Raw genomic sequence first — 25,611 nt, forward strand, 5'->3', positions numbered from 1 at the left:
TTACTGATGACATACACATTAGAGCCCCGAAAAAGGCCTGTATAAGCCCGACCTTATAACAGTCGTCTTAAACCATGAATCGTCACACCTTGAAAAACACCCGCATCAAAGTAGAACTTCCTACAATGCAAGATCAAAGTTCTTCCTGGACAGACGACCCAGTCCCACTCAAACAACCGAACAGGCTTACGCGCACAAATGCCGAAACAATCGGGAAAATAACGGGATTCAGTGAAGGAGGCGGCCCGAGCGGGCCGCCTGGGTTCAGCAGAGGGGTTTGCTGCCATACCAGCGCGGTGTGTACACCCAGTCGCCACCCTCGGCACGGGGGAACACGCAGGTGGTGGACGAGCCGATCAGCACCATGGTGCGCATGTCCACTTGCTCCGGCGTGAGCGCGCCGAGTGTGGTAACCCGCAGCGTCTGACCGGGCCGGCCGATATCACGGCCCAGAACTACCGGAGTTTCAGGCGTGCGATGCTGTGCGACGATTTCCAGAGCACGGCCCAACTGCCACGGCCGAGAACGGGATATCGGGTTGTAGAAAGCCAGCGCCAGATCGGCTTCGGCGGCCAGGTCCAGACGCTTCTCGATGATCGACCACGGCTTGAGGTTGTCCGACAGCGACATCACGCAGAAGTCATGCCCCAACGGCGCACCGGCCTGAGCAGCCGTCGCCAGTGAAGCGGAAACCCCGGGCAGAATCTCCAGATCGACGCTGTGCCAGGTCGGGTCACTCGACTCATGCAACGCTTCGAGCACTGCGGCTGCCATGGCGAACACGCCGGGGTCACCGGACGAAACCACAATCACCGAACGCCCCTGGGCCGCCAGTTCGAAGGCGTGACGAGCACGCTGCATCTCCTCGCGGTTGTCGGTGCAGTGCAGCACTTGATCCGGCCGAAACGGGCCGGCCATGCGCACATAGGTTTCATAGCCAAGCACATCCGTGGCTCTGGCTAATTCAGCCTTCACCGCAGGCACCATCAATTCGGCAGCACCCGGGCCCAGGCCGATCACCGCCAGCCGACCGCGAGGGCGGCCTATCCGCGCGATGTCCAGCGGTTGTTCAGCGATTGCCAACGCCAGGTTCGTGTCGATCGAGATAATTGTCGCGCCGGGAACGGACCCGCGAGCCAACTCACTGGCATCGCTGGCGGTCGACGCAAAACGCAGCGGCACACCCAACTCAAGCGCCGCTTCGCGCAATGCCGGGCTGGCCATCTCCGTGACCGGCGCCAGCATGCACGCCAGCGATTGCCCGGCAACTCGCGCCTGACGCAGCGCCGCGCGAATCGCCTGGGGCAAATCCGCCACACTGGCGCTGACCGCCAGCAAGACACTGCGCGGGTAGATCAACAATTCATTGGCGGCCGGCGTCCGTTCGGCGCTGCCGACATGGATCGACAAATGCGCCTGAGGGTCTTCTGGCAATTGTGCTTGCGCCAACCAGGGCGCAGCGCCTTCGATGCGCACGTGTTCGCCGGCCAGCAAGTCCGAGACGAAGCGCTTGCCCAGCTCCAGATCGCCCAAGGCATAGCCGCTGGGAGGATTGAGCAGGCAGGTGCCGAAACGCAACTCACCGCTGGTGGTGATCGCCGCTGCGACGTCGAGGCCAGCGGCAATCTCGCGCGCCATGACATTCACCCCGCCAAGACCGCCGAGCAGTGGCACCACCGCGCTGCCGTCTTCGGCCACGGCCAGCACCGGCGGCTCGGCACCTTTTTCCAACAGCAATGGCGCCAGGGTGCGGATCACAATCCCGGCGGCGCACAGCGCGATGATCGGCGTGTCTTGTTGATAGAGTTCGCGCAGGGTCGCGCCGAACTCGTGATAAACACGGTCCGCCCCGTCGACCCGTTCGGCCAATCCATGGATCAGTGCGCCCGGGTACACCTGCTGAATCTTGCGCGCGGTCGCGAGGCTGCCATTGCCGAGGATGACAATCGCCGGAGCGGAATGGGCCATCAGCCTTGCCACCTTTCACCGGGAACGATGATCAGCGAGAAATACGGCGAGGACATCGGCTCGACCTGATCCAGCGGGACGATTTTCTGATTGGCCATAGTCGCGCGCTCGACGTACAGCGCACGCTCGGCCAGACCGAGCTCTTCGAGCACCTGACGGACCTTGGGAAAGTTGCGCCCCAGTTTCATGATCACCGCCGCATCAGCATCGGCCAGTCGCCGCTTGAGGTCTTCGTGGGGCAGTACACCCGACAACACCGACAGGCTCTGATTGCGATACACCAGCGGCGCACCGAGTACCGACGCACCGCCGAGCATCGAGCAGACGCCCGGCACCACTTCGGCTTCATAGCGTTCAGCCAGACGATCGTGCAGGTACATGTAGGAGCCGTAGAAGAACGGATCGCCTTCGCAGATCACCGCCACGTCACGGCCCGCATCCAGATGCGCGGCGAGTTGTTCGCCGGCCGCATCGTAGAAATCGCTGATCACTTGTTCGTACGACAACGGCGCCGGCAGCGCTTCGGTGGTCACCGGATACACCAGCGGCAGCAGGGTTTGTGCGTCCTGCAGATGCGCTTCGATGATGCCGAACGCATTGCCCTTCTTGCCCTTGGCGACGAAGTACGCCACCACCGGAGATTCGCGCAACAGGCGCAAGGCTTTGACGGTAATCAGTTCCGGATCACCGGGGCCGACGCCCAGGCCAATCAAACGTCCAGGTTGCTGCATCATTCGATCTCCGTGGCGAGGGCATTGACGGCGGCGGCGGCCATGGCACTACCGCCCAACCGGCCTTGCATGATGACGAAAGGCACGCCACGGCTGTCCGCCGCGAGCATCGCCTTGGATTCGGCGGCGCCGACGAAACCCACCGGGAAGCCGAGGATCAGCGCCGGTTTCGGCGCGCCGGCGTCGAGCATCTCCAGCAGATAAAACAGCGCGGTCGGCGCATTGCCGATCACCACCACGCTGCCCTCCAGGTGCGGACGCCACAGTTCCAGCGCGGCAGCGGAACGGGTGTTGCCCAACTCGCGGGCAAGCTCCGGGACGCTGTCATCGCGCAGGGTGCAGATCACTGGGTTATTGGCCGGCAAACGCGCGCGGGTCACGCCTTCGCTGACCATCCGCGCGTCGCACAGAATCGGTGCACCAGCCGCCAACGCATCGCGCCCGGCCTTGCCGGCGCCTTCGGAAAATTGCAGCCCGTCGATGGCCTCGACCATGCCGCAGGCGTGGATCACCCGCACCGCGAGTTTCTCCAGATCGGCCGGAATACGCGCCAGGTTGGCCTCGGCGCGAATGATCGCGAAGGAGTTGCGATAGATCTCCTGACCGTCGCGGATGTAATCAAGCATCAAGGGGGCTCCGTGAGCGGGCGTCGAGCAAGGTCGCGACCGCTTCAATAGTAAGATTGCGTGCTTGCAGCGCGCCGAAACCCGGCTGAGCTGCGTCGCGAAAATAGAGGTCGTAGTGACCGGGTGAGACTGCCAGTAACGTCGCTGGCGTGATGTGCGCCGCCGCGCAGGAACGCGTACAGCCAGACAGATGCACATCAAAGACTTGGCCGTGACGTTGCAACAACGTCGCCAGTTGCAGGGCATCGCCTTTCGTGTCGGACAGGCCTTTGCCGCAACCCGCCGAACCGGTGCAGGCGATCAGATGCGCCAAGGCGTCGTCTGCCGAACAGCGCAGGCGCAAATTTTCCAGGCTGTGGATAACTTGAGCGACGTCATCTTCGTGGATATCGGGCAACAGCAGGCTTTGCCAAGGTGTGAAACGCAGGCTGCCGTCACCTCGTTCACGGGCCAGTTGTGCCGCGCCCCGAAGCATGGCGGGATCGAGTCGGCCCAGAGGCGGCGTCGCCCCGACATAAACACGGCCGGTTTCACGCTGAGGATGAGCGCCTATGTGCAGAACACGAGAGTGCAGAACGTTCGAGTTCGTAACGCGTGACCCGCTCACGATGGACAGTAGCGGCACACGTTCGGCCACTTGAGCGACAAACCCGGCAACCGGGTACTCGGCCAGCAGATGACGCATGCGCGTCTGATCGGGACGCGCCAGATCGAGGAACAACTCAAGCACCGCGATCACCAGCGCATGGCCATCCTCCAGTCGCACCGCGCCCGACGGAGCCTGAGTCGGGCAACCCGCCAAACCGAAGGCCAACACGCACTCGCCTTCTTGCTCAACGGCGCTCAACCACAGGTCGTGAGGATGTTCGAGCATCGCCAGGCTTTCGCCGCCATCGAGCTGCACGGCAAATTTGGCGCTCAATTGGTGAAAACGCTCATGGCTTTGCAGGCTGGTGAGGATCTGTTCGGCCAACGGGCGCGTATCGAGCAACATCTGCCGGTCGATCCCGGCGCTCGGGCTGAGCATCAGGTTGCGTACATCGTCGCCCGCCGAGGTACGCGGGCCCAATCCTGCGGCGAGCAGGCTGTCGATCAAGGCCGTCTGCTCGCCGCCAATCCCGCGAATCTGCAGGTTGGCGCGGTTGGTTGCTTCAATCACGCCCCCGGCAAACCGCTCGGCCGCGCTGGCCACCGCTTCAGCCTGGGCGGCGCTGATTGAGCCGCCGTTCAATTTGATCCGACAAATGCCGCCATCCAGTGCCGGGACAATACGCAGCAACCCCGGGCAGGCCGAGGGGCGTAAGGCGGTGGACATCGGGCGTTCGTTCAAAGGGGCGACCGGCTGTGTGGGAAAGGCGCTTCGCGGGCGAAGGCGCGGTATTATGCCTGCTTTGTCCGACGGCATGAAAAGCCTGCCCGTCGGAACAGTCCGTTTGTGGACTTTTTTTGAGGACGGCAGATGTCACCCTGGCTGACAGTAGTAGGTATCGGTGAAGACGGCTTCAAGGGCCTGGGCAAGAATGCCCGTCGCGCCCTGCTGGGCGCCTCGCGGATCTTCGGCGGCCAGCGGCAATTGGATTTGCTGCCGGTGTGCATTCGCGGCGAACGGCAATTGTGGCCGAGTCCGTTTTCCCTGGAACCATTGCTGGCACTGCGTGGCGAGCCGGTTTGTGTGTTGGCCAGCGGCGACCCGATGTTCTATGGCGTTGGTGCCAGCCTTTCGCGGCAACTGCCCGGTGCGGAAATGCTGATTCTGCCCGCCCCGTCTTCCGTGTCATTGGCGGCAGCGCGAATGGGCTGGCCGTTGCAGGACGTAGTGACCCTGTCTGTGGTCGCCCGTCCCCTCGCCGCGCTCAACGCCCATGTATTCAGTGGTGTGCGCTTGCTGGTGTTGAGCAATGACGGCCAGAGTCCGGCGGCCTTCGCGGCGTTGCTGCGCGAGCGCGGTTTCGGGCCGAGTCGCCTCACCGTGCTGGAACATCTGGGCGGCGAAGCCGAACGACGCATCGAGGGTGTTGCCAACGACTGGAGCGAGCCGGTGATCGCCGACCTGAACCTGATCGCCATCGAATGCATCGCCGAACCGAACACGCCACGCCTGTCCCGACTGGCCGGCCTGCCGGACTCAGCCTTCCAGCACGACGGCCAACTGACCAAACGCGACGTGCGCGCCATCACCCTCGCGCGCCTCGCACCGACCCCCGGAGAACTGCTGTGGGACGTCGGCGCTGGCAGCGGTTCGATTGGCATCGAATGGATGCGCGCTCACCCGAGTTGCCGGGCGCTGGCCATCGAAGCGGATGAAGGGCGGCAGTTGTTGATCGAATACAACCGCGATGCCTTGGGCGTCCCCGGTCTGCAATTGATTCGCGGCAGCGCGCCGCAAGCCTTGGATGGGCTAGAACGCCCGGACACGATCTTCATCGGTGGAGGGGTCACCCGCGAAGGCGTGCTCGATACTTGCTGGGCGCAACTCAAACCCGGCGGCCGACTGGTGGCCAACGCCGTCACCCTGCAAAGCGAAGTGACCCTGATGGCCTGGCGCGAACGGCATGGTGGTGAACTGACCCGCATTCACGTCGCTCAGGCGCAACCGTTGGGCGAGTTCGACACCTGGCGTCAGGCGCTGCCGATTACCCTGCTGGACGTGACGAAACCCCTCGATGCGTGACGAAACCGCCGAACAACCCGCACCGCTGCGCAGCGGCCTGACCACCGGCAGCTGCGCCACCGCCACCAGCCTCGCGGCGGCACGCCTGCTGCTCAGCGGCGTGGAGGCGGACGCCGTCGAGATCATTCTGCCCAAAGGCAAACGGGTGCAGATGCGCCTGGAATTCTGTCGGTTAATGAACGACGGCGCCGAAGCCGGAACGATCAAGGACGCCGGCGATGACCCGGACGTGACCCACGGTGCCCTGCTCTTTTCCCAGGTGCGCCTGCACAGCGAACCGGGCATTCGCTTCAGCGCCGGCCGTGGCGTGGGCACCGTCACCCGGCCCGGGCTGGTGCTGAACGTCGGCGAACCGGCGATCAACCCGGTGCCGCGCAAAATGATCAGCGAGCACCTGACGCTGCTGGCCGAGGAGCTGGATTACCCGGGCGGCTTCGAGGTCACGGTAAACGTCGAGGACGGCGAAGCCCTGGCGCTGAAAACCATGAACCCGCGGCTGGGAATTCTTGGCGGCTTGTCGATCCTTGGCACCAGCGGCATCGTCCGGCCATTCTCCTGCGCGGCCTACATCGCCTCGATCCATCAAGGCATCGACGTCGCCAAAACCAACGGTTACCTGCACATCGCCGCGTGCACCGGCAACGCCAGCGAAGACACCATGCGCCGAGTCTATGACTTGCCGGAAATCGCCCTGATCGAAATGGGCGACTTCGTCGGCGCGGTGCTCAAGCATTTGCGCAAAGTGCCTGTGGATAAACTCAGCCTGTGCGGCGGCTTCGGCAAGATCAGCAAACTGGCGGCCGGGCATATGGATTTGCACAGTCGGCATTCAAGCATCGACCTGCCGCAATTGGCCGAATGGGCCGCGGCGGTCGGTGCCGATGCGGCGCTGCAACAGGCGATCCGCGAAGCCAATACCAGTCAGCAGGCATTGGCCATGGCCAGCGCTGCCGGGATCGCTCTCGGTGACGCAGTGTGTCAACACGCTCTGGACTTTACCCGCAGCGTGGTGCCGGCGCAGGTTCAGGTCGAAGTATTCGCCATCGATCGCCAGGGCGGGATTGTCGGCCATGCGGGAGTTTTTCAATGAAGCGCGTGTTGTTGCTCGGCGGCGTCACTGAGGCCCTGGCCATCGCCCGGACTCTGGGGCCGGAACACATCTATAGCCTGGCCGGTGTCGGTCGTGTGCCGACGGATCTGAACTGCCAGGTTCGCGTTGGCGGCTATGGCGGCGCTGAAGGTCTGGCGCAATTCATCCGGGATGAAGACATTGATCTACTGCTGGATGCGACCCATCCCTACGCAGCGCAAATCAGTCAGAACGCCGCCACCGCCGCGAAGTTGAGCGGCATTGCGTGCTGGGCTTTGCGGCGCCCGGCCTGGCAACCACACGCCGGAGATGACTGGCGCGAAGTCAGCGACTGGGCCGAACTGATCGAAGCACTGAAACCCTTCCGCCGACCGCTGTTCACCCTCGGCCGCGAACCGCTGCAGCACCTGCACGAAATCCCGCCGGAGCAATTCTGGACGTTGCGTGCGCTGGACGTTTATCCGGGCAACGAACGCTGCGAAGTGATCGGCGCGCGTGGGCCGTTTCTGATCGGGGATGAACGCGAGCTGTTCGAACGGCGGCAGATCGACGTGCTGATCAGCAAGAACAGCGGCAGCACCGCCACCGAGCCGAAACTGGAAGTGGCGCGGGAACGTGGAGTACCGGTGCTGGTGTTGAAGCGGCCGGTGTTGCCGGGGGTTGAGCGGGAGTTTGGGGCGGTGGATGAGGTGCTGGCAGAACTGGCGAAGCGCAATCTAACGGACGCGTAAATAATTGTGGCGAGGGAGCTTGCTCCCGTTGGGCCGCGAAGCGGCCCCCCTATCTCAAAAAAGAAAGGGACTGCTGCGCAATCCAACGGGAGCAAGCTCCCTCGCCACAGGATTGTGAATTAGCCGCAACTCATCCGGCATTTCGAATCGATACCGCTACACTCGTTTGAAAGTCTGCTGCGACACCACACCGCACGCGGCCTTTTTACTTATCGCCCCTGATCAGGCTAAATAGCCGCGCCTGATTGCTCACTCAACCGGATCTGCCCTCATGTCCCGACAACGGCTCGCATTTGCCTGGATCGCCTGCTTTGCAGTGCTGTTCAACATGCTCGCCATGCCGATGTCCGGAGCGATGGCGCAGACGGCGAAATCGCCTGCAGAGCAATTGTTGTGGGGCAGTTTCTGCTCTTCCAACGGCACCAAGCTGGTGGCGATTTCCCTGGGCGACATCGAGCAGAAAGCTCCGCAGAGCGACGATCATTCCAACATGCAGCATTGCTGGTGCTGCTCGGGTTCCGCGCCATTGGTGGCGTTGCCGGGGCATGCGCAGCAGTTGTATTTCGCGCATTTTGAGGCCAATCGAAGCCTGCCGCCTGCCACGCTCGACACACCAACACCGCGCCAGCAATGGCCGAGTCTCAACCCCCGCGCTTCCCCTCTGGTGTGATTCCTTCTCGCAATTGACCTGCGTTTTGAATCGTTCTGGAGAACTGCCATGTTGAACAAACTCATCGTCCTGGCTGCGTTGCTGCTGCCTGCCTGTTTTGCCAATGCCCACGAATACAAGGCTGGCGAGCTTGAGATCGCCCATCCGTGGTCGCAAGAGTTGCCGCCTAACGCGCCTACAGTTGCCGCGTATTTTGTGATTCACAACAACGGCAAAACCACCGACCGACTGCTCAGCGTCGACTCGCCGATCGCAGGCGTTGCCCAGCTGCACGAGCACGTGATGCAAAACGATCTGATGAAAATGCAGCAAGTGCCCAGCGTCGAGATTCCGGCTGGCGGCGAAGTTACTTTCGCACCGATGGCGTATCACGTGATGCTGCTGGAATTGAAAGACCGCAGCCTGTTGAGCGACGGCAAACGCTTCCCGCTGACGATGCACTTCGAGAAATCCGGCGATGTAACGGTCGAGGTCGCGGTGCAGAAAAAAGCGCCTGAAGGCATGCAAGAGCACATGCACGCCCAGTAATCGTCCAAGCTGAATACGCCCATGCGTGCGCTTAGCGTCAGGTCATCCGTGCCCCGCAGTCAGTCAATGAGCCTGACCCGCGGCAGCTGGATCAGCCTGTTCGCCATGCTGATGATCTTTATCGGTCCGCTGATTTCTCAGTCGATGCCGATGGATCAACGCGCCTCAATGTCCATGAGCATGAGCATGAGCATGCCCATGGACATGCAGGCCATGGAGCATGGCGCGCAACCCGCCGCCGAGCACTGTCCGCCCAAAGCCGACCATCACGCACTCTGGGAAAAATGCGGCTATTGCAGCCTGCTGTTCAATTGCCCGGCGCTCACTGGCGGTCAGTCCTTCGTCGCCTTCGACAGTCCGCAGACAACCACTTTCAGCACTCCCGCTACCCGTCTGGGCCACGCCCGGCAAACCTTCTTCCCCGGCGCCCGCACCCGTGCGCCGCCCATCATCGCGTAAACACCCACCTCCGATCTCACACGGCCCGCAAGACAGCCAAAGTAACCTGTGGGAGCGGGCTTGTGTGGCGAGGGGGCTTGCCCCCGTTGGGTCGCGAAGCGGCCCCAAAACCTGCAATCGCCGTGTATCAGGTACACCGCGTGCAACGTTTTACGACTGCTGCGCAGCCGAACGGGGGCAAGCCCCCTCACCACACAAGCCCGATCCCACAGAGATTGCGCAGGCTGCCGGCCGTGTCGTTTACGACTGTTCGATGGAAATTGTCATGTCCAGGTTTTCTGCTGACACACGTTTGGGCGCTGCCCAGGCTTCTTTTGCCCTGAACGAATCTCGTGTTCGTTTCAGGCACGCCACGGCCGTTCTTTGCGGCTTGCTGCTGACACCGATGGTGCTGGCCGATGAACACGCCGACCACACCGAAGAACTGACCCCGACGGTGATCACCGCCATCGCGCCGAGTTCGCCACTGACCATCGTCACCAACCCCAAGGACCCGCGCCAACCGGTGCCGGCCAGCGACGGTGGCGATTACCTGAAGACCATCCCCGGCTTCGCGCTGGTGCGCAACGGCGGCACCAACGGCGATCCGGTGCTGCGCGGCATGTTCGGCTCGCGACTGAATATCCTCACCAACGGCAGCATGATGCTCGGCGCCTGCCCCGGCCGCATGGACGCGCCGACTTCGTACATTTCACCGGAAACCTACGACAAGCTCACCGTTATCAAAGGCCCGCAAACCGTGCTTTGGGGCCCCGGCGCATCGGCCGGCACCGTCCTGTTCGACCGTGAGCCGGAAAGCTTCGGCGAACTCGGCACCCGGGTGAACGCCAGCGTGCTGGCCGGTTCCAACGGCCGCTTCGACAAAGTGGTGGACGCCGCTGCCGGTGGGCCGCTGGGTTACGTGCGAGTGATCGGCAACACCGCGCACTCCGACGACTACAAGGATGGCAACAACGACACCGTACCCTCGCGCTATGACAAGTGGAACGGTGACGTCGCTGTCGGCTGGACGCCGAGCGCCGACACGCTGCTGGAACTGACCGCCGGCAAGGGCGATGGCGAAGCCCGTTACGCCGGGCGCGGCATGGACGGTTCGCAGTTCTTGCGCGAAAGCCTGGGCCTGCGTTTCGAGCAATCAAACATCGGGGAGGTGCTGGATAAGGTCGAGGCGCAGGTCTACTACAACTACGCCGACCACGTGATGGACAACTACACCCTGCGCACGCCGTCGGGCACCGGGATGATGGCCGGCCCCATGGCCTCCAACGTCGACCGCCGAACCCTCGGCGCGCGGATCAAAGCCACTTGGCGCTGGGCCGATGTGCAACTGATCGGTGGCCTGGATGCGCAAACCAACGAGCATCGCCAACGCAGCGCCATGGGCGTCGACGCCTACAAGGATGTGCCGCGCAACAAGGACGCCGACTTCCACAACTACGGCGTGTTCAGCGAACTGACCTGGTACGCCGCCGACCGTGATCGGTTGATCACCGGTGCACGACTGGATCGCGCGTCGGCCAAGGATTATCGGCAGACCATCGGCTCCGGGATGATGGCCCGTCCGAACCCGACGGCCGACGACACCCGCGCCGACACACTGCCGAGCGGTTTCGTGCGTTACGAACATGACCTGGCTGACAGCCCGACCACGCTGTATGCGGGCCTCGGTCACTCCCAACGTTTCCCGGATTATTGGGAGCTGTTTTCGCCCAAGTCCGGCCCCGCCGGTTCGGTGAATGCCTTCGACTCGATCAAACCGGAGAAAACCACCCAGCTCGACTTCGGCCTGCAATACAAGACCGAAGACCTCGAAGCCTGGGCCTCGGGTTACGTCGGACAGGTGCGTGACTACATCCTGTTCAACTACACGCCGGGGATGATGGGCATGACCTCGCAAGCCGAGAACATCGACGCGCGAATCATGGGCGGCGAACTCGGCGCGGCCTACAAGCTGACGGCCAACTGGAAAGCCGACGCGACCCTGGCCTACGCCTGGGGCAAGAACAGCAGCGACGGCAGTGCCCTGCCGCAGATGCCACCGCTGGATGCACGTTTCGGCCTGACCTACAGCGAAGACAACTGGAGCGCTGGCGCCTTGTGGCGGGTGGTTGCGGCGCAAAACCGCATCGACCAGAACAAGGGCAACGTGGTTGGCAAAGACTTCGACACGAGCTCGGGGTTCGGCGTGTTCTCGCTAAACGGTGCGTACCGGATCAACAAGAACTGGAAGGTCAGCAGCGGCGTCGACAACCTCTTTGGCAAGGCCTACGCCGAACACTTGAACCTGGCGGGCAACGCCGGTTTCGGCTTCCCGGCCAATGATCCGCAAGCCATCAACGAACCGGGGCGCACGCTCTGGACCAAGGTGGATATGAGCTTTTAAGAGCTTCGCGGGCAAGCCTCGCTCCTACAGGTTTTGTGTCGTACGCAATATTTGTGATCGACATAAATCCCGTAGGAGCGAGGCTTGCCCGCGAACGACTGCGCAGCAGTCACCAGACAACAACAAAAGACCCAAGCCTAGCGGAGCACACAAATGCAACAGCCCAAACCGAATTTCTACAACCTGGCCTGGCGCTGGCATTTCTATGCCGGCCTGTTCGTCGCGCCATTCATGGTGATGTTGGCCCTGACCGGCATCATCTACCTGTTCAAACCGCAACTCGATCCGTTGATGTACGGCAGCCTGCTGAACGTCCCGGCCGCTCATCACAAAGTCTCCGCCGACGACCTGCTCAAACGGGTGAAAGAGGCGTATCCACAAGGCCGGATCAAACAGTACCTGCCGCCGGTCAACGCTGAACGCAGTGCGCAATTTGTGGTGATCAACGAAGGTCATGAACTGAACGTGTTCATCGATCCGTACCACGGCGACATCCTTGGCGAGCAAGACGCGAAGAAGAATCTGCAAGCAGTCGCGCGCTCGATTCACGGCGAGTTGATGATCGGCACCGTCGGTGATCGGCTGGTGGAACTGGCCGCCGGTTGGGGCGTCGTGCTGGTGGTCTCCGGGGTATTTTTGTGGTGGCCGCGCGGCCAGTCCGCCGGGATTCTCTGGCCACGCTTGAACAGTCGCGGCCGAGTGCTCTGGCGTGACCTGCACGCGGTGACCGGGTTCTGGGGCGCGGCATTGCTGCTAGTGATGCTGCTCAGCGGCATGACCTGGACCGGGTTCTGGGGCAAGCAATACGCCGACCTCTGGAACCGCTTCCCGGTAGCCATGTGGAATGATGTGCCGAAGTCCGACGTCGAGGCCCGCAGCCTCAACAGCGCCACGCGCCAGACCGTGCCGTGGGCCATGGAAAACACGCCGATGCCGATGTCCGGCGACCACGCCGAACACATGGCCCACGCCAGCACGCAAACCGGTCCGGCAGCGCCGACCATCAGCCTGCAAGACGTGCAAAACATCGCCGTGCAACGCAAGGTTGAGCCCGGTTACAGCATCACCTTCCCCACCACGGCCTCCGGCGTATTCACCATCGCGCTATTCGCCGACGACCCACGCAACGACGCCACCCTGCATGTCGACCAGTACACCGGCAACGTCCTCGCTGACGTGCGCTGGCAGCATTACAGCAACGTCGCCCGCGCCACCGAAGTCGGCGTGATGCTGCACGAAGGCAAGATGTTCGGCCCGTTCAATCAGATCATCGTGCTGCTGATCTGCCTGATGATTTTGCTCAGCGCCGTCAGCGGTGTGGTGATCTGGTGGAAGCGCCGTCCACAGGGCAAATTTGGTGTACCGCCGTTGCGTCACGACCTGCCGAAATGGAAAGCCGCGATGGTCATCATGCTTGGGCTGGCGGTGATGTTTCCGTTGGTGGGGGCTTCGCTGGTGGTCGTGTGGGTATTGGATCGAGTGCTGCTGTCGCGCTTGAGCCGGCAAACTGAATCCACTTCAGCTTCATCATGAAGCAGGTGAGATGCGTGTTTTAGAGAGGCCTGTAGACTTCCCGCGCTTATCTCATGGTCATTTTTAGTGTTACTGTATAACTCAAATATGCCATTCAGATTCAAATGCCCCATCGCGGGCAAGCCCGCTCCCACAGGATTTGCGCGATCCCTGTGGGAGCGGGCTTGCCCGCGATGGCGTCATCAGCATCACCCAATATCTCAGAGCAAATGCATGACCTCGCTGAACCTCACAAACCTCGCCTGGACACCCTTGGGCCACGGCCATTGCCATCATCAGTTCCAGCTGCGTGACGCATCGCTGCACGTGGCCGCCGGTGAGTTCGTGGGGTTGATCGGCCCCAACGGCAGCGGCAAAACCAGCCTGTTGCGTTGCGCCTGGCGTTTCAGCAAACCGGAAAGCGGTGAGGTCAAACTCGACCACCACAACGTCTGGAAGCAATCCTCACGCTGGTGCGCGCAACGCATCGCCGTGGTGTTGCAGGAATTCCCCGACGCCTTCGGCCTGACCGTCGAAGAAGTGGTCGCCATGGGCCGCACGCCGCACAAAGGGTTGTTTGATGGCGACACCCTTGAAGACCGAAAACTCGCGACCCACGCCCTCGAATCGGTCGGCCTCAAAGGCTTCGAAGACCACGCCTTTGCCACCCTTTCCGGCGGTGAAAAACAGCGTGTGATCCTCGCCCGCGCCCTGGCCCAGCAGCCGCAATTGCTGATCCTCGACGAGCCGACCAATCACCTCGACCCGCGCTATCAGCTGGAGCTGTTGCAACTGGTCAAGCGTCTGCAGATCGGCACGCTGGCAAGCATTCACGACCTCAATCTGGCGGCGGCCTTCTGCGATCGGCTGTACGTGATCAATCACGGGCGCATCGTGGCCAGCGGCACACCCAAAGAAGTCCTGACCACACAACTTTTGCACAACGTGTTCGGCGTCAACGCCTTGATCGATGACCATCCCTTGCACGGCTACCCACGAATCACCTGGATAACCCAACCATGACTTTGCGTTCCCTGCTTTGCCTCGCGCTGTTGCTGGGCAGTGCCCAAGCATTGGCCGAGGCCACCCACTACCCGCTGACAGTCCAGAGCTGCAACCGCGAAGTCACCTTCAAGGCAGCGCCGAAACATGCGGTCAGCCATGACATCAACATGACCCAGATGATGCTCGCCCTCGGCCTCAAACCAAGGATGGCGGGATATAGCGGCGTGACGGGCTGGAAGTCGGTGACGCCCGAGATGCAGACCATCCTCGATGGCTTACCGGAGCTGGCGGCCAAGTACCCGTCGGTGGAAACCCTGCTCAACGCCAACGTCGACTTCTTCTTCGCCGGTTGGGATTACGGCATGCGCGTCGGCGGTGATCTCACGCCGCAAACCCTGCAACCGCTGGGCATCAACGTCTACGAACTCACCGAGTCCTGCGCCTTCGTCATGAAGCGCCCGCCCGCCAGTCTGGAAGACACTTACAACGACCTGCGCAACCTCGGGAAAATCTTCGACGTGCAGGACCGCGCCAACGCCGTGATCGCCGAGATGCAGGCGCAAGTCGCCGAGGTGCGCAAGGATCTGCCGACGGACAAACCTCGGGTATTTCTCTACGACAGCGGTGAGGACCGGGCCATGACTTCCGGGCGCCTCGGCATGCCTCAAGCGCTGATCGACGCTGCCGGTGGGCGCAACATCCTCGACGATGTCGAGGCGAGCTGGACCCGGGTGAATTGGGAGAACGTGGTCGAGCGTAATCCGCAGGTGATTGTGATCGTTGATTACGGCGAAGTCACCGCCGCGCAGAAGGAACAATTCCTGCTCAACAACCAGGCCCTGCAATCGGTGGACGCGATCAAGAACCAGCGCTTCATCGTCATTCCGTACGTGCAGGCCACGCCCGGGATCGACAACGTGCTGGCGGTCGAAACCCTGGCCAAGGGTTTCCACGGCGAATGATTGATCGTCGCTATGCCTTGTTACTGATCGCCCTCGGCGCGCTGTTGTTGGTGTCGTGCGTGGTGTCGTTGGGCTTCGGCCCGGCGCGGGTGCCGGTGGAGGTGGTGTGGCGAATATTGCTGCACAAGATTTTGGGGTTCGGTGCTGCGGACTGGACTGCCGGCCAGGAACACATCGTCTGGCTGATCCGCGTGCCGCGCATGTTGCTCGGCGCGCTGGTGGGCGCCGGTCTGGCGTTGATTGGCGCGGTGCTGCAAGCGGTGACGCGCAATCCGTTGGCTGATCCGCACCTGCTCGGTGTGACCTCCGGCGCGACCCTCGGCGCGGTGATCGTGGTGCTGCATGTCGGTGAGATTGTCGGGGTGCTGACCTTGCCGATTGCGGCATTTATCGGCGCGTTGTTGAGCATGTTGATTGTGCTGATGATCGCCAACCGTCATGGGCGGCTGGACAGTGATCGGCTGCTGTTGTGCGGCGTGGCGGTGTCGTTTGTGATGATGGCGATCGCCAATTTGCTGTTGTTTCTTGGGGATCATCGCGCCAGTTCCGCGGTGATGTTCTGGATGCTCGGCGGGCTCGGGTTGGCGCGCTGGGAATTGCTCGCGGTGCCGGCGGCGAGTGTGTTGCTCGGGTTGGTGTTGTTGTTGGGGATGGCTCGGCCGTTGAATGCGTTGATGGCGGGTGAGCAGACGGCTGTGACCCTCGGCTTGAATGCTCGCACTGTGCGGCTGCGGGTGTTTTTGATTGCTTCGCTGATGACAGGGGTGTTGGTGTCGATCAGTGGGTCTATCGGGTTTGTCGGGTTGATGGTGCCGCACATTGCGCGGCGGTTGGTTGGGGCTGAACACCGGCGATTGCTGCCGGTGTGCGTGTTGTTGGGCAGCCTGTTCCTCGTCTGGGTCGATGTGGCCGCACGCACCCTGATCGCCCCGGAAGACTTGCCCATCGGCGTCGCCACTGCGGCCATTGGCGGGTTGTTCTTCATCGGCCTGATGCGCCGCCGCTGACCTCTTTTCTCCAGATGCACACAGGCCCCTGTAGGACTGTGGACTGTAGGAGCTGTCGAGTGAAACGAGGCTGCGATCTTTTGATCTTGATTTTTTAAGATCAAAAGATCGCAGCCTCGTTTTACTCGACAGCTCCTACGGTAATCCGTGGCAGACGAGAATTCGGTGTCAGACGAGCATTCGGTGGCAGACGGAATTCGGTGTCAGACGCGGGATTGATCGTTCCCACGCTCCCGCGTGGGAACGCCGCCAGGGACGCTCCGCATTCCGCTTTTGAATGTTTAACGGATGTGTCAAAACACGGAAGTTTCCCACGGGTTTTTCAGGTTGTTCGTCGGACGCGGGCTCTCTAGTCTGTGGCTGTCACTGCACATCAGTGATCGGGCGTGAGAACCCGGTAAAAAATAGCCATGCAGTCTTCGTATCAGCATAATTGCCGCCAGCTTCATCGCTGTCTGCAAAAGCGTTATGGCGGCTGTGTGTGGGCAGACTTCGGTCTGGCCGGGTTTTTCTATTTTTTTACCGGTTTCTCACCCCGCACATAGCTGCCACCCCTTCTTCGCCGCGTGAGAAACGGCAGGTGGTTGCTCTCATTTAAAAAAAATTGGAAATACTATGAACAAGAAACTCGTACCCGACCCACCCGTCGACACCAGCACTCCCGATCCCGAAACCTCTCGCCACGACGACCTGCTCAAAGACCGCGAAGCCATAAAACGCGCCCTCGACTACTACCTCGATCCCGCGGCGCAATACACCGAAAAACCCCGCCGCCCCAGCACCATGTTCATCGTCGCCCCGAATATGGATACCGAAAGCCTCCTGGCCCACGCCTACGAATCGTTGGCCACAGCAAGTGTCCTGGCCAGCGATTTCGCCAACGATCTGATCGGCCCGCAGCGCTACTCGGCGCTGGCGATTCAACAAAGCATCATGCTGGCGGAGCTGGCGGTGAACCGGGCGCTGGATAACGTCGACCCGGCGTAGCTCCCAGATACACCGCAATACTGTGGGAGCGGGCTTGCCCGCGATGACGGCAGCACATCCAACATCACTGTGACTGACACACCGCCATCGCGGGCAAGCCCGCTCCCACAGGATTTGTGTCGTACACAGATTTTGTATATGACCGCTTCTCTTGTGGGAGCTGGCTTGCCTGCGATGGCGGTGGCACATTCAACATCACCGTGACTGACCCACCGCTTTCGCGAGCAAGCCCGCTCCCACAGGATTTGTGTCGTACACAAATTTTGTATATGCCCGCTCCCCTTGTGGGAGCTGGCTTGCCTGCGATGGCGGCGGCACATTCAACATCACCGTGACTGACCCACCGCTTTCGCGAGCAAGCCCGCTCCCACAGGATTTGTGTCGTACACAAATTTTGTATATGCCCGCTCCCCTTGTGGGAGCTGGCTTGCCTGCGATGGCGGCGGCACATTCAACATCACCGTGACTGACCCACCGCTTTCGCGAGCAAGCCCGCTCCCACATTTGATCCGCGGTGTCTGCACTGCCTGCGCCCCAATGTGGCGCACCTCTTCGCACCAGTGCGCCCAACGCGGTCTTTCATGGTGCGCCGCCAAACCCGCGCAACCGCTCTAATACGACATTTCCTTGCCCTTCCCCGACCGGGCACAGCCCTTGCTAAAGACCCTTCAGTCGTCCGCATCTGCCAACCATAAAAAACTTTAACGTTCATGGAGATCGCACAATGAAGCGTCGCAGTTTGATCAAGGCTTTCACACTATCGGCAAGCATTGCCGCGATGGGCATGGCCTGGACGGTCCAGGCCGCCGAGACCATCAAGGTCGGTATTCTGCATTCGTTGTCCGGCACCATGGCGATCTCCGAAACCTCGCTCAAAGACATGGCGTTGATGACCATCGACGAAATCAATGCCAAGGGCGGCGTGAACGGCAAGATGCTGGAGCCGGTGGTGGTTGACCCGGCGTCGAACTGGCCACTGTTCGCGGAAAAGGGCCGGCAGTTGCTGACTCAGGATAAGGTGGCGGTGGTGTTCGGTTGCTGGACCTCGGTGTCGCGTAAATCGGTGCTGCCGGTGTTCGAAGAGCTCAACGGCCTGCTGTTCTACCCGGTGCAGTACGAAGGCGAGGAGATGTCGCCGAACGTGTTCTACACCGGCGCGGCGCCTAACCAGCAGGCGATTCCGGCGGTGGAATACCTGATGAGCGAAGAAGGCGGCAGCGCCAAGCGCTACTTCTTGCTCGGCACCGACTATGTTTACCCGCGCACCACCAACAAGATTCTGCGCTCGTTCCTGCACTCCAAAGGTGTGGCCGACAAGGACATCGAAGAGGTCTACACCCCGTTCGGCCACAGCGACTATCAAACCATCGTGGCCAACATCAAGAAATTCTCCGCCGGTGGCAAGACTGCGGTCATCTCCACGGTCAACGGCGACTCCAACGTGCCGTTCTATAAAGAGCTGGCCAACCAGGGCCTGAAAGCCACCGACGTTCCAGTCGTGGCGTTCTCCGTGGGTGAAGAAGAACTGCGCGGCATCGACACCAAACCGTTGGTGGGCAACCTCGCGGCGTGGAACTACTTCGAGTCGGTCGAGAACCCGCAGAACAAGAAATTCGTCGCCGACTGGAAAGCCTACGCCAAGAAACACAACCTGCCTGGCGCCGACAAAGCGGTGACCAACGACCCGATGGAAGCTACCTATGTCGGTATCCATATGTGGGCGCAAGCGGCGGAGAAAGCCAAGTCCACCGACGTCAACAAAGTCCGCGAAGCCTTGGCCGGCCAGACCTTCGCCGCGCCGTCCGGCTACACCCTGACCATGGACAAGACCAACCACCACCTGCACAAGCCGGTGATGATCGGCGAGATCCAGGCCGACGGTCAGTTCAACGTGGTGTGGCAGACCGAGGGGCCGATCCGCGCCCAACCGTGGAGCCCTTTTATCTCGGGTAATGACAAGAAGCCGGATTATGCGGTGAAGCGCAACTAAGCCATTGGGGCTTGAGCATGGAGCTCGAGCCCGACACAGCTCCCACAATGTCCGCGCAAGGCGACTTTTTATGCCCACCGCCCTTTACCGTCTCATTCTCGCCATCGCGCTGTTATTGCCGATGGCCACCCACGCCGGCGACGCCGAAGACTTCGTCGCGGCCAATCCCGTGCAACAAGCAAAACTTCTGGAAGCCTGGGCCGCGCAGCCCGATCCGGTCCGTATCGAACTGATCAACGCCCTGCAACAAGGCGAATTGACTGTCGATGGCCAACCGAAAACCCTGCGCCTGAATAACCGCCTGCGCGGTCTGATCGACACCGCTTTGGCCAGCCACCAGTTGCTCGCCGCCGACGCCAAAATCCGCTTGGCCGCCGCGCAGCAATTACAGAAAAGCGCAAAACCCGCGCAGTTGAAATTCCTCGACCAGCAACTGGCTAGTGAAAAAGACGAAAGCGTTCACGCCGCCCTGAGTCTGGCGTTGGCCAATCTACAGCTGGTCGATACCGATCCGGCCGTGCGCCTCGCCGCTGTGCGTCTGCTCGGTGAAACCGGCGATCCATTGGCCCGCACCCGCCTCGAAGGCTTGCTCGAACCCGGCGTCGAAGCCGATGCCAATGTGCGCACCGCCGCCGAAACCAGTCTGGCCCAGGTCAAGCGCAAATTGCTGATCGGCGAGATGCTTGGGCAGGCCTTCAGCGGCATGTCCCTCGGTTCAATTCTGTTGCTGGCGGCGCTAGGTCTTGCAATCACATTCGGCCTGCTCGGTGTGATCAACATGGCCCATGGCGAGATGCTGATGCTCGGCGCTTACTCGACGTACGTGGTGCAGCTGATGTTCCAGCGCTTCGCCCCGCAGGCCATCGAGTTCTACCCGCTGATTGCCCTACCGGTAGCGTTTTTCGTCACCGCCGGGATCGGCATGGCGCTGGAGCGCACGGTGATTCGTCATCTCTACGGTCGCCCGTTGGAAACCCTCCTCGCCACCTGGGGCATCAGCCTGATGCTGATTCAGTTGGTGCGCCTGGTGTTCGGCGCGCAGAACGTCGAAGTGGCCAACCCGGCGTGGTTATCGGGCGGGATTCAGGTGCTGCCGAATCTGGTGCTGCCGTACAACCGCATCGTGATCATCGCGTTCGCTTTGTTTGTGGTGGTGCTGACCTGGCTGCTGCTGAACAAGACTCGCCTGGGCCTCAACGTGCGCGCCGTCACCCAGAACCGCAACATGGCTGCCTGCTGCGGCGTACCGACCGGGCGCGTCGACATGCTCGCCTTCGGCCTCGGCTCCGGCATTGCTGGCCTCGGCGGTGTGGCGCTCAGCCAAATCGGCAACGTCGGCCCGGACCTCGGCCAGAGTTACATCATCGACTCATTCCTGGTGGTGGTACTCGGCGGTGTCGGTCAACTGGCCGGTAGCGTGCTCGCCGCGTTCGGCCTGGGCATCGCCAACAAAATTCTCGAACCGCAGATCGGTGCGGTGCTGGGCAAAATCCTGATCCTCGCGCTGATCATTCTGTTCATCCAGAAACGTCCGCAAGGCCTCTTCGCACTGAAAGGACGGGTGATCGACTGATGAACCAGCCTCTGCTGCTCACGGCCACACAAAAGGCCGGCCCCAAGGTCACGATCGCCGTCGGTGCGGTGATCCTCGCTCTGCTGCTGGCGTTGCCATTGCTGTCGTTGTTGCCGGCCGATAGCGCGCTGCATGTCTCCGCATATACGTTGACCCTGATGGGCAAGATTCTTTGCTACGCCATCGTCGCCCTGGCCCTCGATCTGGTCTGGGGATACGCCGGCCTGTTATCGCTGGGTCACGGTCTGTTCTTCGCGCTCGGCGGTTACGCGATGGGCATGTACCTGATGCGCCAGGCCTCGGGCGATGGCTTGCCGGCGTTCATGACGTTCCTGTCGTGGACTGAATTGCCGTGGTATTGGACCGGCACCAGCAGCTTCCTCTGGGCCATGTGTCTGGTGGTATTGGCGCCGGGATTACTGGCGCTGGTGTTCGGTTTCTTCGCCTTCCGTTCGCGGATCAAGGGCGTGTATTTCTCGATCATGACCCAGGCCCTGACCTTCGCCGGAATGCTGCTGTTTTTCCGCAACGAAACCGGGTTTGGCGGCAACAACGGCTTCACTAACTTCCGCACCATTCTCGGGTTTGGCATCACTGAACCAGGGACGCGTGCGGTGTTGTTTTTCGCCACGGTGTTGTTGCTGGTGGCGAGCCTGTTTATTGGCTGGCGGCTGGCGCAAAGCAAGTTCGGCCGGGTGCTGACCGCGTTGCGCGATGCGGAAAACCGCCTGATGTTTTGCGGCTACGATCCACGCGGCTTCAAGTTGTTTGTCTGGGTTCTGAGCGCGGTGTTGTGTGGTTTGGCCGGCGCGCTATATGTGCCGCAAGTCGGAATTATCAACCCGAGTGAAATGTCGCCGACCAACTCCATCGAAGCCGCCGTGTGGGTGGCGCTGGGTGGTCGCGGAACGTTGATCGGTCCGCTGCTCGGCGCGGGTGTGGTCAATGGGATGAAGAGCTGGTTCACCGTGGCGTTTCCGGAATACTGGCTGTTCTTCCTCGGCGCGCTGTTCATCGTCGTGACGTTGTACCTGCCCAAAGGTGTGATCGGGTTGCTGAAGAAAAGGGGTGAGCAATGAGAGTGACTGCAACGGCTGAATTCATGCTTGAGCCGGCCTTTTTTCCGCCGTTGGAGCCCAACAGGGACGCCGGCAGCAGCCGCGATGCCATCGGCCTCGGCCAGAGCGCCGGCAAAGGTCTGAATACCCGACACGGCACCATCCTGACCCTCGAAGACATCAGCGTCAGCTTCGATGGTTTCAAGGCGCTGAACGATCTGAACCTGTACATCGGCGTCGGCGAATTGCGCTGCATTATCGGCCCCAACGGCGCGGGCAAGACCACGCTGATGGACGTAATTACCGGCAAGACCCGGCCCAGCCACGGCAAAGCCTGGTTCGGTGAAACCCTCGATCTGACGCAGATGAGTGAAGTGCAGATTGCCCAGGCCGGCATCGGCCGCAAATTCCAGAAGCCGACGGTGTTCGAAGCCCTGAACGTGTTCGAAAACCTGGAGTTGGCGCAGAAAACCGACAAGTCGGTATGGGCCAGCCTGCGGGCTCGTCTCAGTGGCGAACAGAAAGATCGCATCGCTGAAGTTCTGGAAACCATTCGCCTGACCGCCTCGGTCAATCGCCCGGCGGGGTTGTTGTCCCACGGTCAGAAGCAGTTTCTGGAAATCGGCATGCTGCTGATGCAAGACCCGCAACTGCTGCTGCTCGATGAGCCGGTGGCGGGCATGACCGACGCCGAAACCGAATTCACTGCCGAGTTGTTCAAGAGCCTGGCGGGCAAGCATTCGCTGATGGTGGTGGAACACGACATGGGCTTCGTCGGCTCGATCGCCGACCACGTCACCGTGTTGCACCAGGGCAGCGTGCTGGCCGAAGGGTCGCTGGAACAGGTGCAGGACAATGAGCGGGTGATCGAGGTTTACCTCGGCCGCTAGACCATGGTCCATAGCCACTGCCCACTGTAGGAGCTGGCGAGTGAAACGAGGCTGCGATCTTTTGATCTTCCGGAGGTGCGACATGCAAAGATCAAAAGATCGCAGCCTCGTTTCACTCGACAGCTCCTACAAGAGCAGATGCAAGGCAAATCCAGTGATCCAGCAGATCCAGAGTGGGACCCGTGTCACACAGAAGGAATTTTGAACATGCTGCAAGTCGACAAGCTGCACCAGTACTACGGCGGTAGCCACATCCTGCGGGGCTTGACGTTTGAGGTGAAGGTCGGCGAAGTCACCTGCCTGCTCGGACGCAATGGCGTGGGCAAGACCACCCTGCTCAAATGCCTGATGGGTTTGCTGCCGGCCAAGGAAGGTGCGGTGAACTGGGAAGGCAAACCGATCACCACGTTCAAGCCGCACCAACGGGTGCATGCCGGCATCGCTTATGTGCCTCAGGGTCGGGAAATCTTTGGCCGACTGACCGTGGAAGAAAACCTGCTGATGGGCCTGTCGCGGTTTCCGGGCTCTGAAGCGAAGGAAGTCCCGGCGTTCATTTACGAGCTGTTCCCGGTGCTGCTGCAAATGAAGCAACGGCGCGGCGGTGACTTGTCCGGTGGACAGCAACAGCAACTGGCGATCGGCAGAGCACTGGCCAGCCGTCCACGGCTGCTGATTCTCGACGAACCCACCGAAGGCATCCAGCCGTCGGTGATCAAGGAAATCGGCGCGGTGATCAAGCAACTTGCAGCGCGCGGCGACATGGCGATTTTGCTGGTGGAGCAGTTCTACGATTTCGCCGCTGAGCTGGCCGATCAATACCTGGTGATGTCCCGGGGCGAGATCGTGCAGCAGGGTCGCGGTGAGAATATGGAAGCCGAAGGCGTCCGTGGACTGGTTACGATCTAACCTGCAGCCTCCTGACGATAATCAGAAATCATGAATTTACCTGCCCCCATCACGTTGTTCACCCCCAGTTGGCATGCCGAGCTCGAACTCGGCTACGCCCGTTTCGACGACAGCACACGCCCGGTGCAGCGCCGCCACAAAGGCCCGCTGCGGGTGCAGAAGCATTTGTACGCCGAAGGCCCCGAAGTGTGTCAGCACATCATCGTCCACCCGCCGGGCGGGATTGCCGGGGGTGATCGGCTGGACATCTCGGCCAGCGTCGGCACGCACGCCTGGGCGCAAATCACCAGCCCAGGCGCCGCCAAGTGGTATCGCGCGGCCGGGCCGGCTTATCAGAAACTCGACCTGCGCGTGGCCACCGGTGCTACGTTGGAGTGGCTGCCGCAAGAGACGATTATCTTCAGCGACGCTCAGGCGGAACTCAGCACCAGCATCGACCTTGAGGGCGATGCGCGGTTGTTCTACTGGGACGTGGTGGCCCTGGGACGCCCGGCCAGTGGCGAGCGCTTTGACCTCGGGCACTTTCAGGCGCAACTGGACATCCGCCGCGACGGCCAGTTGCTCTGGCACGAACGCCAGCGCATTGTCGGGAATGATGGCTTGCTGGATTCGCCAATAGGGCTGGATGGCCAACCGGTGTTTGCAACGTTGCTGGTGACGGGTGAAATCGATAGCGAATTGCTGGACAAGTGCCGCTCACTGCCCAATGACGTGCGCGGGGATCTGACGCAATTGCCGGGGCTTTTGGTTGCCCGATGCCTGGCCAGTGAAGCGCTGTTGGCACGTGGTTGGCTGATTGATGTGTGGCGGTTGCTACGCCCGGCGCTATTGGGCCGCGAAGCCATACCACCGCGAATCTGGAGTACCTGAACACGATCCCCTGTAGGAGCGAGGCTTGCCCGCGAAGAACGATAACGCGGTCTTCCCGTTAAACCGAGGCGCTCCCTTCGCGGGCAAGCCTCGCTCCTACAGGGGGAGTGAACTTTTTAACTGCCGATTATGGATTCCAAACGATGGACCTGACCCCACGCGAAAAAGACAAGCTGCTGATCTTCACCGCCGGCCTCGTGGCTGAGCGGCGTTTGGCTCGCGGCGTGAAGCTCAATTACCCGGAGGCCATGGCCTATATTTCCGCGGCGCTGCTCGAAGGCGCCCGTGACGGCCAGACCGTGGCCGAGCTGATGCATTACGGCACCACCCTGCTCAGCCGCGAACAAGTGATGCAAGGCATCCCGGAAATGATCCCGGAGATCCAGGTCGAAGCGACGTTTCCCGACGGCACCAAACTGGTCACCGTTCACCAACCGATCGCCTGAGGCCGCGCCATGACTTACCACATCCGCGATGCGCTGCTCGCCGACCTGCCAGCGATCCGCGACATCTACAACGACGCCGTCCTCAACACCACGGCGATCTGGAACGAACAGGCCGTGGACCTGGGCAACCGCCAAGCCTGGTTCAGCGCCCGGCAAGACCAGGGCTATCCGATCCTGGTGATCGTCGACGGCGATAACAGCGTACTCGGCTACGCTTCATTCGGTGACTGGCGCCCGTTCGATGGGTTCCGCCACACGGTCGAGCACTCGGTGTACGTGCGCAACGATCAGCGGGGCAATGGCCTCGGGCCGCAACTGATGGAAGCGCTGATCGAACGCGCCAAAGGCTGCAACAAACACGTGATGGTCGCCGCCATCGAAAGCGGTAACGGCGCCTCGATTCGGCTGCACGAGAGGGCCGGCTTCGTCGTCACCGGCCAAATGCCGCAGGTGGGCACCAAGTTCGGCCGCTGGCTGGATCTGACCTTCATGCAACTGATCCTCGACCCGGGCGCAATGCCACCCGGTCCCCACAAGGAGTGATACCC

General features: G+C 61.5%; 24 protein-coding genes. 20 read left to right on the forward strand and 4 right to left on the reverse strand.

Features of this window, described 5'->3' with window-relative positions:
* Nucleotides 1–264: 264 nt before the first annotated feature.
* Genes cobJ through cobG form a run of 4 tightly spaced genes read right to left on the reverse strand, consistent with a single transcriptional unit; the run spans nucleotide 265 to nucleotide 4,640 of the window.
* On the reverse strand, nucleotides 265–1,968 hold the full coding sequence (cobJ, locus tag F6R97_RS11395) for a precorrin-3B C(17)-methyltransferase (RefSeq protein WP_315866552.1): 1,704 nt from the start codon (nucleotides 1,966–1,968) through the stop codon (nucleotides 265–267).
* Nucleotides 1,968–2,699: a precorrin-2 C(20)-methyltransferase gene (locus F6R97_RS11400; RefSeq protein WP_030128260.1), complete on the reverse strand. Its 732-nt coding sequence runs from the start codon at nucleotides 2,697–2,699 to the stop codon at nucleotides 1,968–1,970. The genes cobJ and F6R97_RS11400 overlap by 1 nt, the downstream gene beginning before the upstream one ends.
* Nucleotides 2,699–3,325 carry a precorrin-8X methylmutase gene (locus F6R97_RS11405; protein WP_007937188.1) on the reverse strand — a complete coding sequence of 209 codons (627 nt, stop codon included), beginning with the start codon at nucleotides 3,323–3,325 and terminating at the stop codon, nucleotides 2,699–2,701. The genes F6R97_RS11400 and F6R97_RS11405 overlap by 1 nt, the downstream gene beginning before the upstream one ends.
* Nucleotides 3,318–4,640, reverse strand: coding sequence for a precorrin-3B synthase (cobG, locus tag F6R97_RS11410; protein WP_315866553.1), 1,323 nt, complete (start codon nucleotides 4,638–4,640; stop codon nucleotides 3,318–3,320). The genes F6R97_RS11405 and cobG overlap by 8 nt, the downstream gene beginning before the upstream one ends.
* A 144-nt stretch (nucleotides 4,641–4,784) precedes the next feature.
* Between cobG and cbiE the strand changes: the two genes are divergently transcribed.
* The 20 genes from cbiE to F6R97_RS11510 all read left to right on the forward strand — a co-directional run bounded on the left by cbiE (nucleotide 4,785) and on the right by F6R97_RS11510 (nucleotide 25,606).
* Complete coding sequence (cbiE, locus tag F6R97_RS11415) at nucleotides 4,785–5,996, forward strand: precorrin-6y C5,15-methyltransferase (decarboxylating) subunit CbiE (protein WP_315866554.1); 1,212 nt, start codon at nucleotides 4,785–4,787, stop codon at nucleotides 5,994–5,996.
* Nucleotides 5,989–7,086 (forward strand): cobalt-precorrin-5B (C(1))-methyltransferase, encoded by a 1,098-nt coding sequence (locus F6R97_RS11420; RefSeq protein ID WP_315866555.1) that lies wholly within the window; start codon nucleotides 5,989–5,991, stop codon nucleotides 7,084–7,086. Before cbiE ends, F6R97_RS11420 begins: the two co-directional genes overlap by 8 nt.
* Nucleotides 7,083–7,817, forward strand: a complete 735-nt coding sequence (locus F6R97_RS11425) for a cobalt-precorrin-6A reductase (RefSeq protein ID WP_315866556.1) — start codon at nucleotides 7,083–7,085, stop codon at nucleotides 7,815–7,817. The genes F6R97_RS11420 and F6R97_RS11425 overlap by 4 nt, the downstream gene beginning before the upstream one ends.
* A gap of 271 nt (nucleotides 7,818–8,088) precedes the next feature.
* Entirely contained in the window at nucleotides 8,089–8,487 is a 399-nt protein-coding gene (locus F6R97_RS11430; protein WP_315866557.1) for a DUF2946 domain-containing protein, read from the forward strand.
* 48 nt (nucleotides 8,488–8,535) lie between these two features.
* Nucleotides 8,536–9,015, forward strand: a complete 480-nt coding sequence (locus F6R97_RS11435) for a copper chaperone PCu(A)C (RefSeq protein WP_315866558.1) — start codon at nucleotides 8,536–8,538, stop codon at nucleotides 9,013–9,015.
* Nucleotides 9,016–9,036: 21 nt separating this feature from the next.
* Nucleotides 9,037–9,474, forward strand: coding sequence for a DUF2946 domain-containing protein (locus F6R97_RS11440; protein ID WP_315866559.1), 438 nt, complete (start codon nucleotides 9,037–9,039; stop codon nucleotides 9,472–9,474).
* A gap of 265 nt (nucleotides 9,475–9,739) precedes the next feature.
* Nucleotides 9,740–11,857, forward strand: coding sequence for a TonB-dependent copper receptor (locus F6R97_RS11445; protein WP_315866560.1), 2,118 nt, complete (start codon nucleotides 9,740–9,742; stop codon nucleotides 11,855–11,857).
* 153 nt (nucleotides 11,858–12,010) lie between these two features.
* Nucleotides 12,011–13,390, forward strand: a complete 1,380-nt coding sequence (locus F6R97_RS11450) for a PepSY domain-containing protein (RefSeq protein ID WP_315866561.1) — start codon at nucleotides 12,011–12,013, stop codon at nucleotides 13,388–13,390.
* A gap of 213 nt (nucleotides 13,391–13,603) precedes the next feature.
* The gene (locus F6R97_RS11455; protein ID WP_315866562.1) at nucleotides 13,604–14,392 is read left to right on the forward strand and encodes an ABC transporter ATP-binding protein; all 789 of its coding nucleotides are present in this window, start codon (nucleotides 13,604–13,606) and stop codon (nucleotides 14,390–14,392) included.
* Nucleotides 14,389–15,336 (forward strand): ABC transporter substrate-binding protein, encoded by a 948-nt coding sequence (locus F6R97_RS11460; protein WP_048396170.1) that lies wholly within the window; start codon nucleotides 14,389–14,391, stop codon nucleotides 15,334–15,336. The genes F6R97_RS11455 and F6R97_RS11460 overlap by 4 nt, the downstream gene beginning before the upstream one ends.
* Nucleotides 15,333–16,343, forward strand: a complete 1,011-nt coding sequence (locus tag F6R97_RS11465; protein WP_038978759.1) for a FecCD family ABC transporter permease — start codon at nucleotides 15,333–15,335, stop codon at nucleotides 16,341–16,343. The genes F6R97_RS11460 and F6R97_RS11465 overlap by 4 nt, the downstream gene beginning before the upstream one ends.
* Before the next feature lie 615 nt (nucleotides 16,344–16,958).
* Nucleotides 16,959–17,330: a DUF6124 family protein gene (locus tag F6R97_RS11470; protein ID WP_048396168.1), complete on the forward strand. Its 372-nt coding sequence runs from the start codon at nucleotides 16,959–16,961 to the stop codon at nucleotides 17,328–17,330.
* Nucleotides 17,331–18,054: 724 nt separating this feature from the next.
* On the forward strand, nucleotides 18,055–19,320 hold the full coding sequence (urtA, locus tag F6R97_RS11475) for an urea ABC transporter substrate-binding protein (protein ID WP_315866563.1): 1,266 nt from the start codon (nucleotides 18,055–18,057) through the stop codon (nucleotides 19,318–19,320).
* Between the two features lie 70 nt (nucleotides 19,321–19,390).
* Nucleotides 19,391–20,893, forward strand: coding sequence for an urea ABC transporter permease subunit UrtB (gene urtB / locus F6R97_RS11480; RefSeq protein ID WP_315866564.1), 1,503 nt, complete (start codon nucleotides 19,391–19,393; stop codon nucleotides 20,891–20,893).
* Nucleotides 20,893–21,972, forward strand: a complete 1,080-nt coding sequence (urtC, locus tag F6R97_RS11485; protein ID WP_038978756.1) for an urea ABC transporter permease subunit UrtC — start codon at nucleotides 20,893–20,895, stop codon at nucleotides 21,970–21,972. The genes urtB and urtC overlap by 1 nt, the downstream gene beginning before the upstream one ends.
* Nucleotides 21,969–22,841, forward strand: a complete 873-nt coding sequence (urtD, locus tag F6R97_RS11490) for an urea ABC transporter ATP-binding protein UrtD (RefSeq protein WP_315866565.1) — start codon at nucleotides 21,969–21,971, stop codon at nucleotides 22,839–22,841. Before urtC ends, urtD begins: the two co-directional genes overlap by 4 nt.
* A 207-nt stretch (nucleotides 22,842–23,048) precedes the next feature.
* The gene (gene urtE / locus F6R97_RS11495) at nucleotides 23,049–23,747 is read left to right on the forward strand and encodes an urea ABC transporter ATP-binding subunit UrtE (protein ID WP_007907370.1); all 699 of its coding nucleotides are present in this window, start codon (nucleotides 23,049–23,051) and stop codon (nucleotides 23,745–23,747) included.
* A gap of 30 nt (nucleotides 23,748–23,777) precedes the next feature.
* On the forward strand, nucleotides 23,778–24,617 hold the full coding sequence (locus F6R97_RS11500; protein WP_315866566.1) for an urease accessory protein UreD: 840 nt from the start codon (nucleotides 23,778–23,780) through the stop codon (nucleotides 24,615–24,617).
* Between the two features lie 143 nt (nucleotides 24,618–24,760).
* Nucleotides 24,761–25,063, forward strand: coding sequence for an urease subunit gamma (ureA, locus tag F6R97_RS11505; RefSeq protein ID WP_038978753.1), 303 nt, complete (start codon nucleotides 24,761–24,763; stop codon nucleotides 25,061–25,063).
* Nucleotides 25,064–25,072: 9 nt separating this feature from the next.
* On the forward strand, nucleotides 25,073–25,606 hold the full coding sequence (locus F6R97_RS11510; RefSeq protein ID WP_223570433.1) for a GNAT family N-acetyltransferase: 534 nt from the start codon (nucleotides 25,073–25,075) through the stop codon (nucleotides 25,604–25,606).
* Nucleotides 25,607–25,611 lie beyond the last annotated feature (5 nt).

Origin of the sequence: Pseudomonas sp. JV414 (assembly GCF_032424305.1) — a bacterium.
Classification (GTDB): Bacteria; Pseudomonadota; Gammaproteobacteria; order Pseudomonadales; family Pseudomonadaceae; genus Aquipseudomonas; species Aquipseudomonas lini.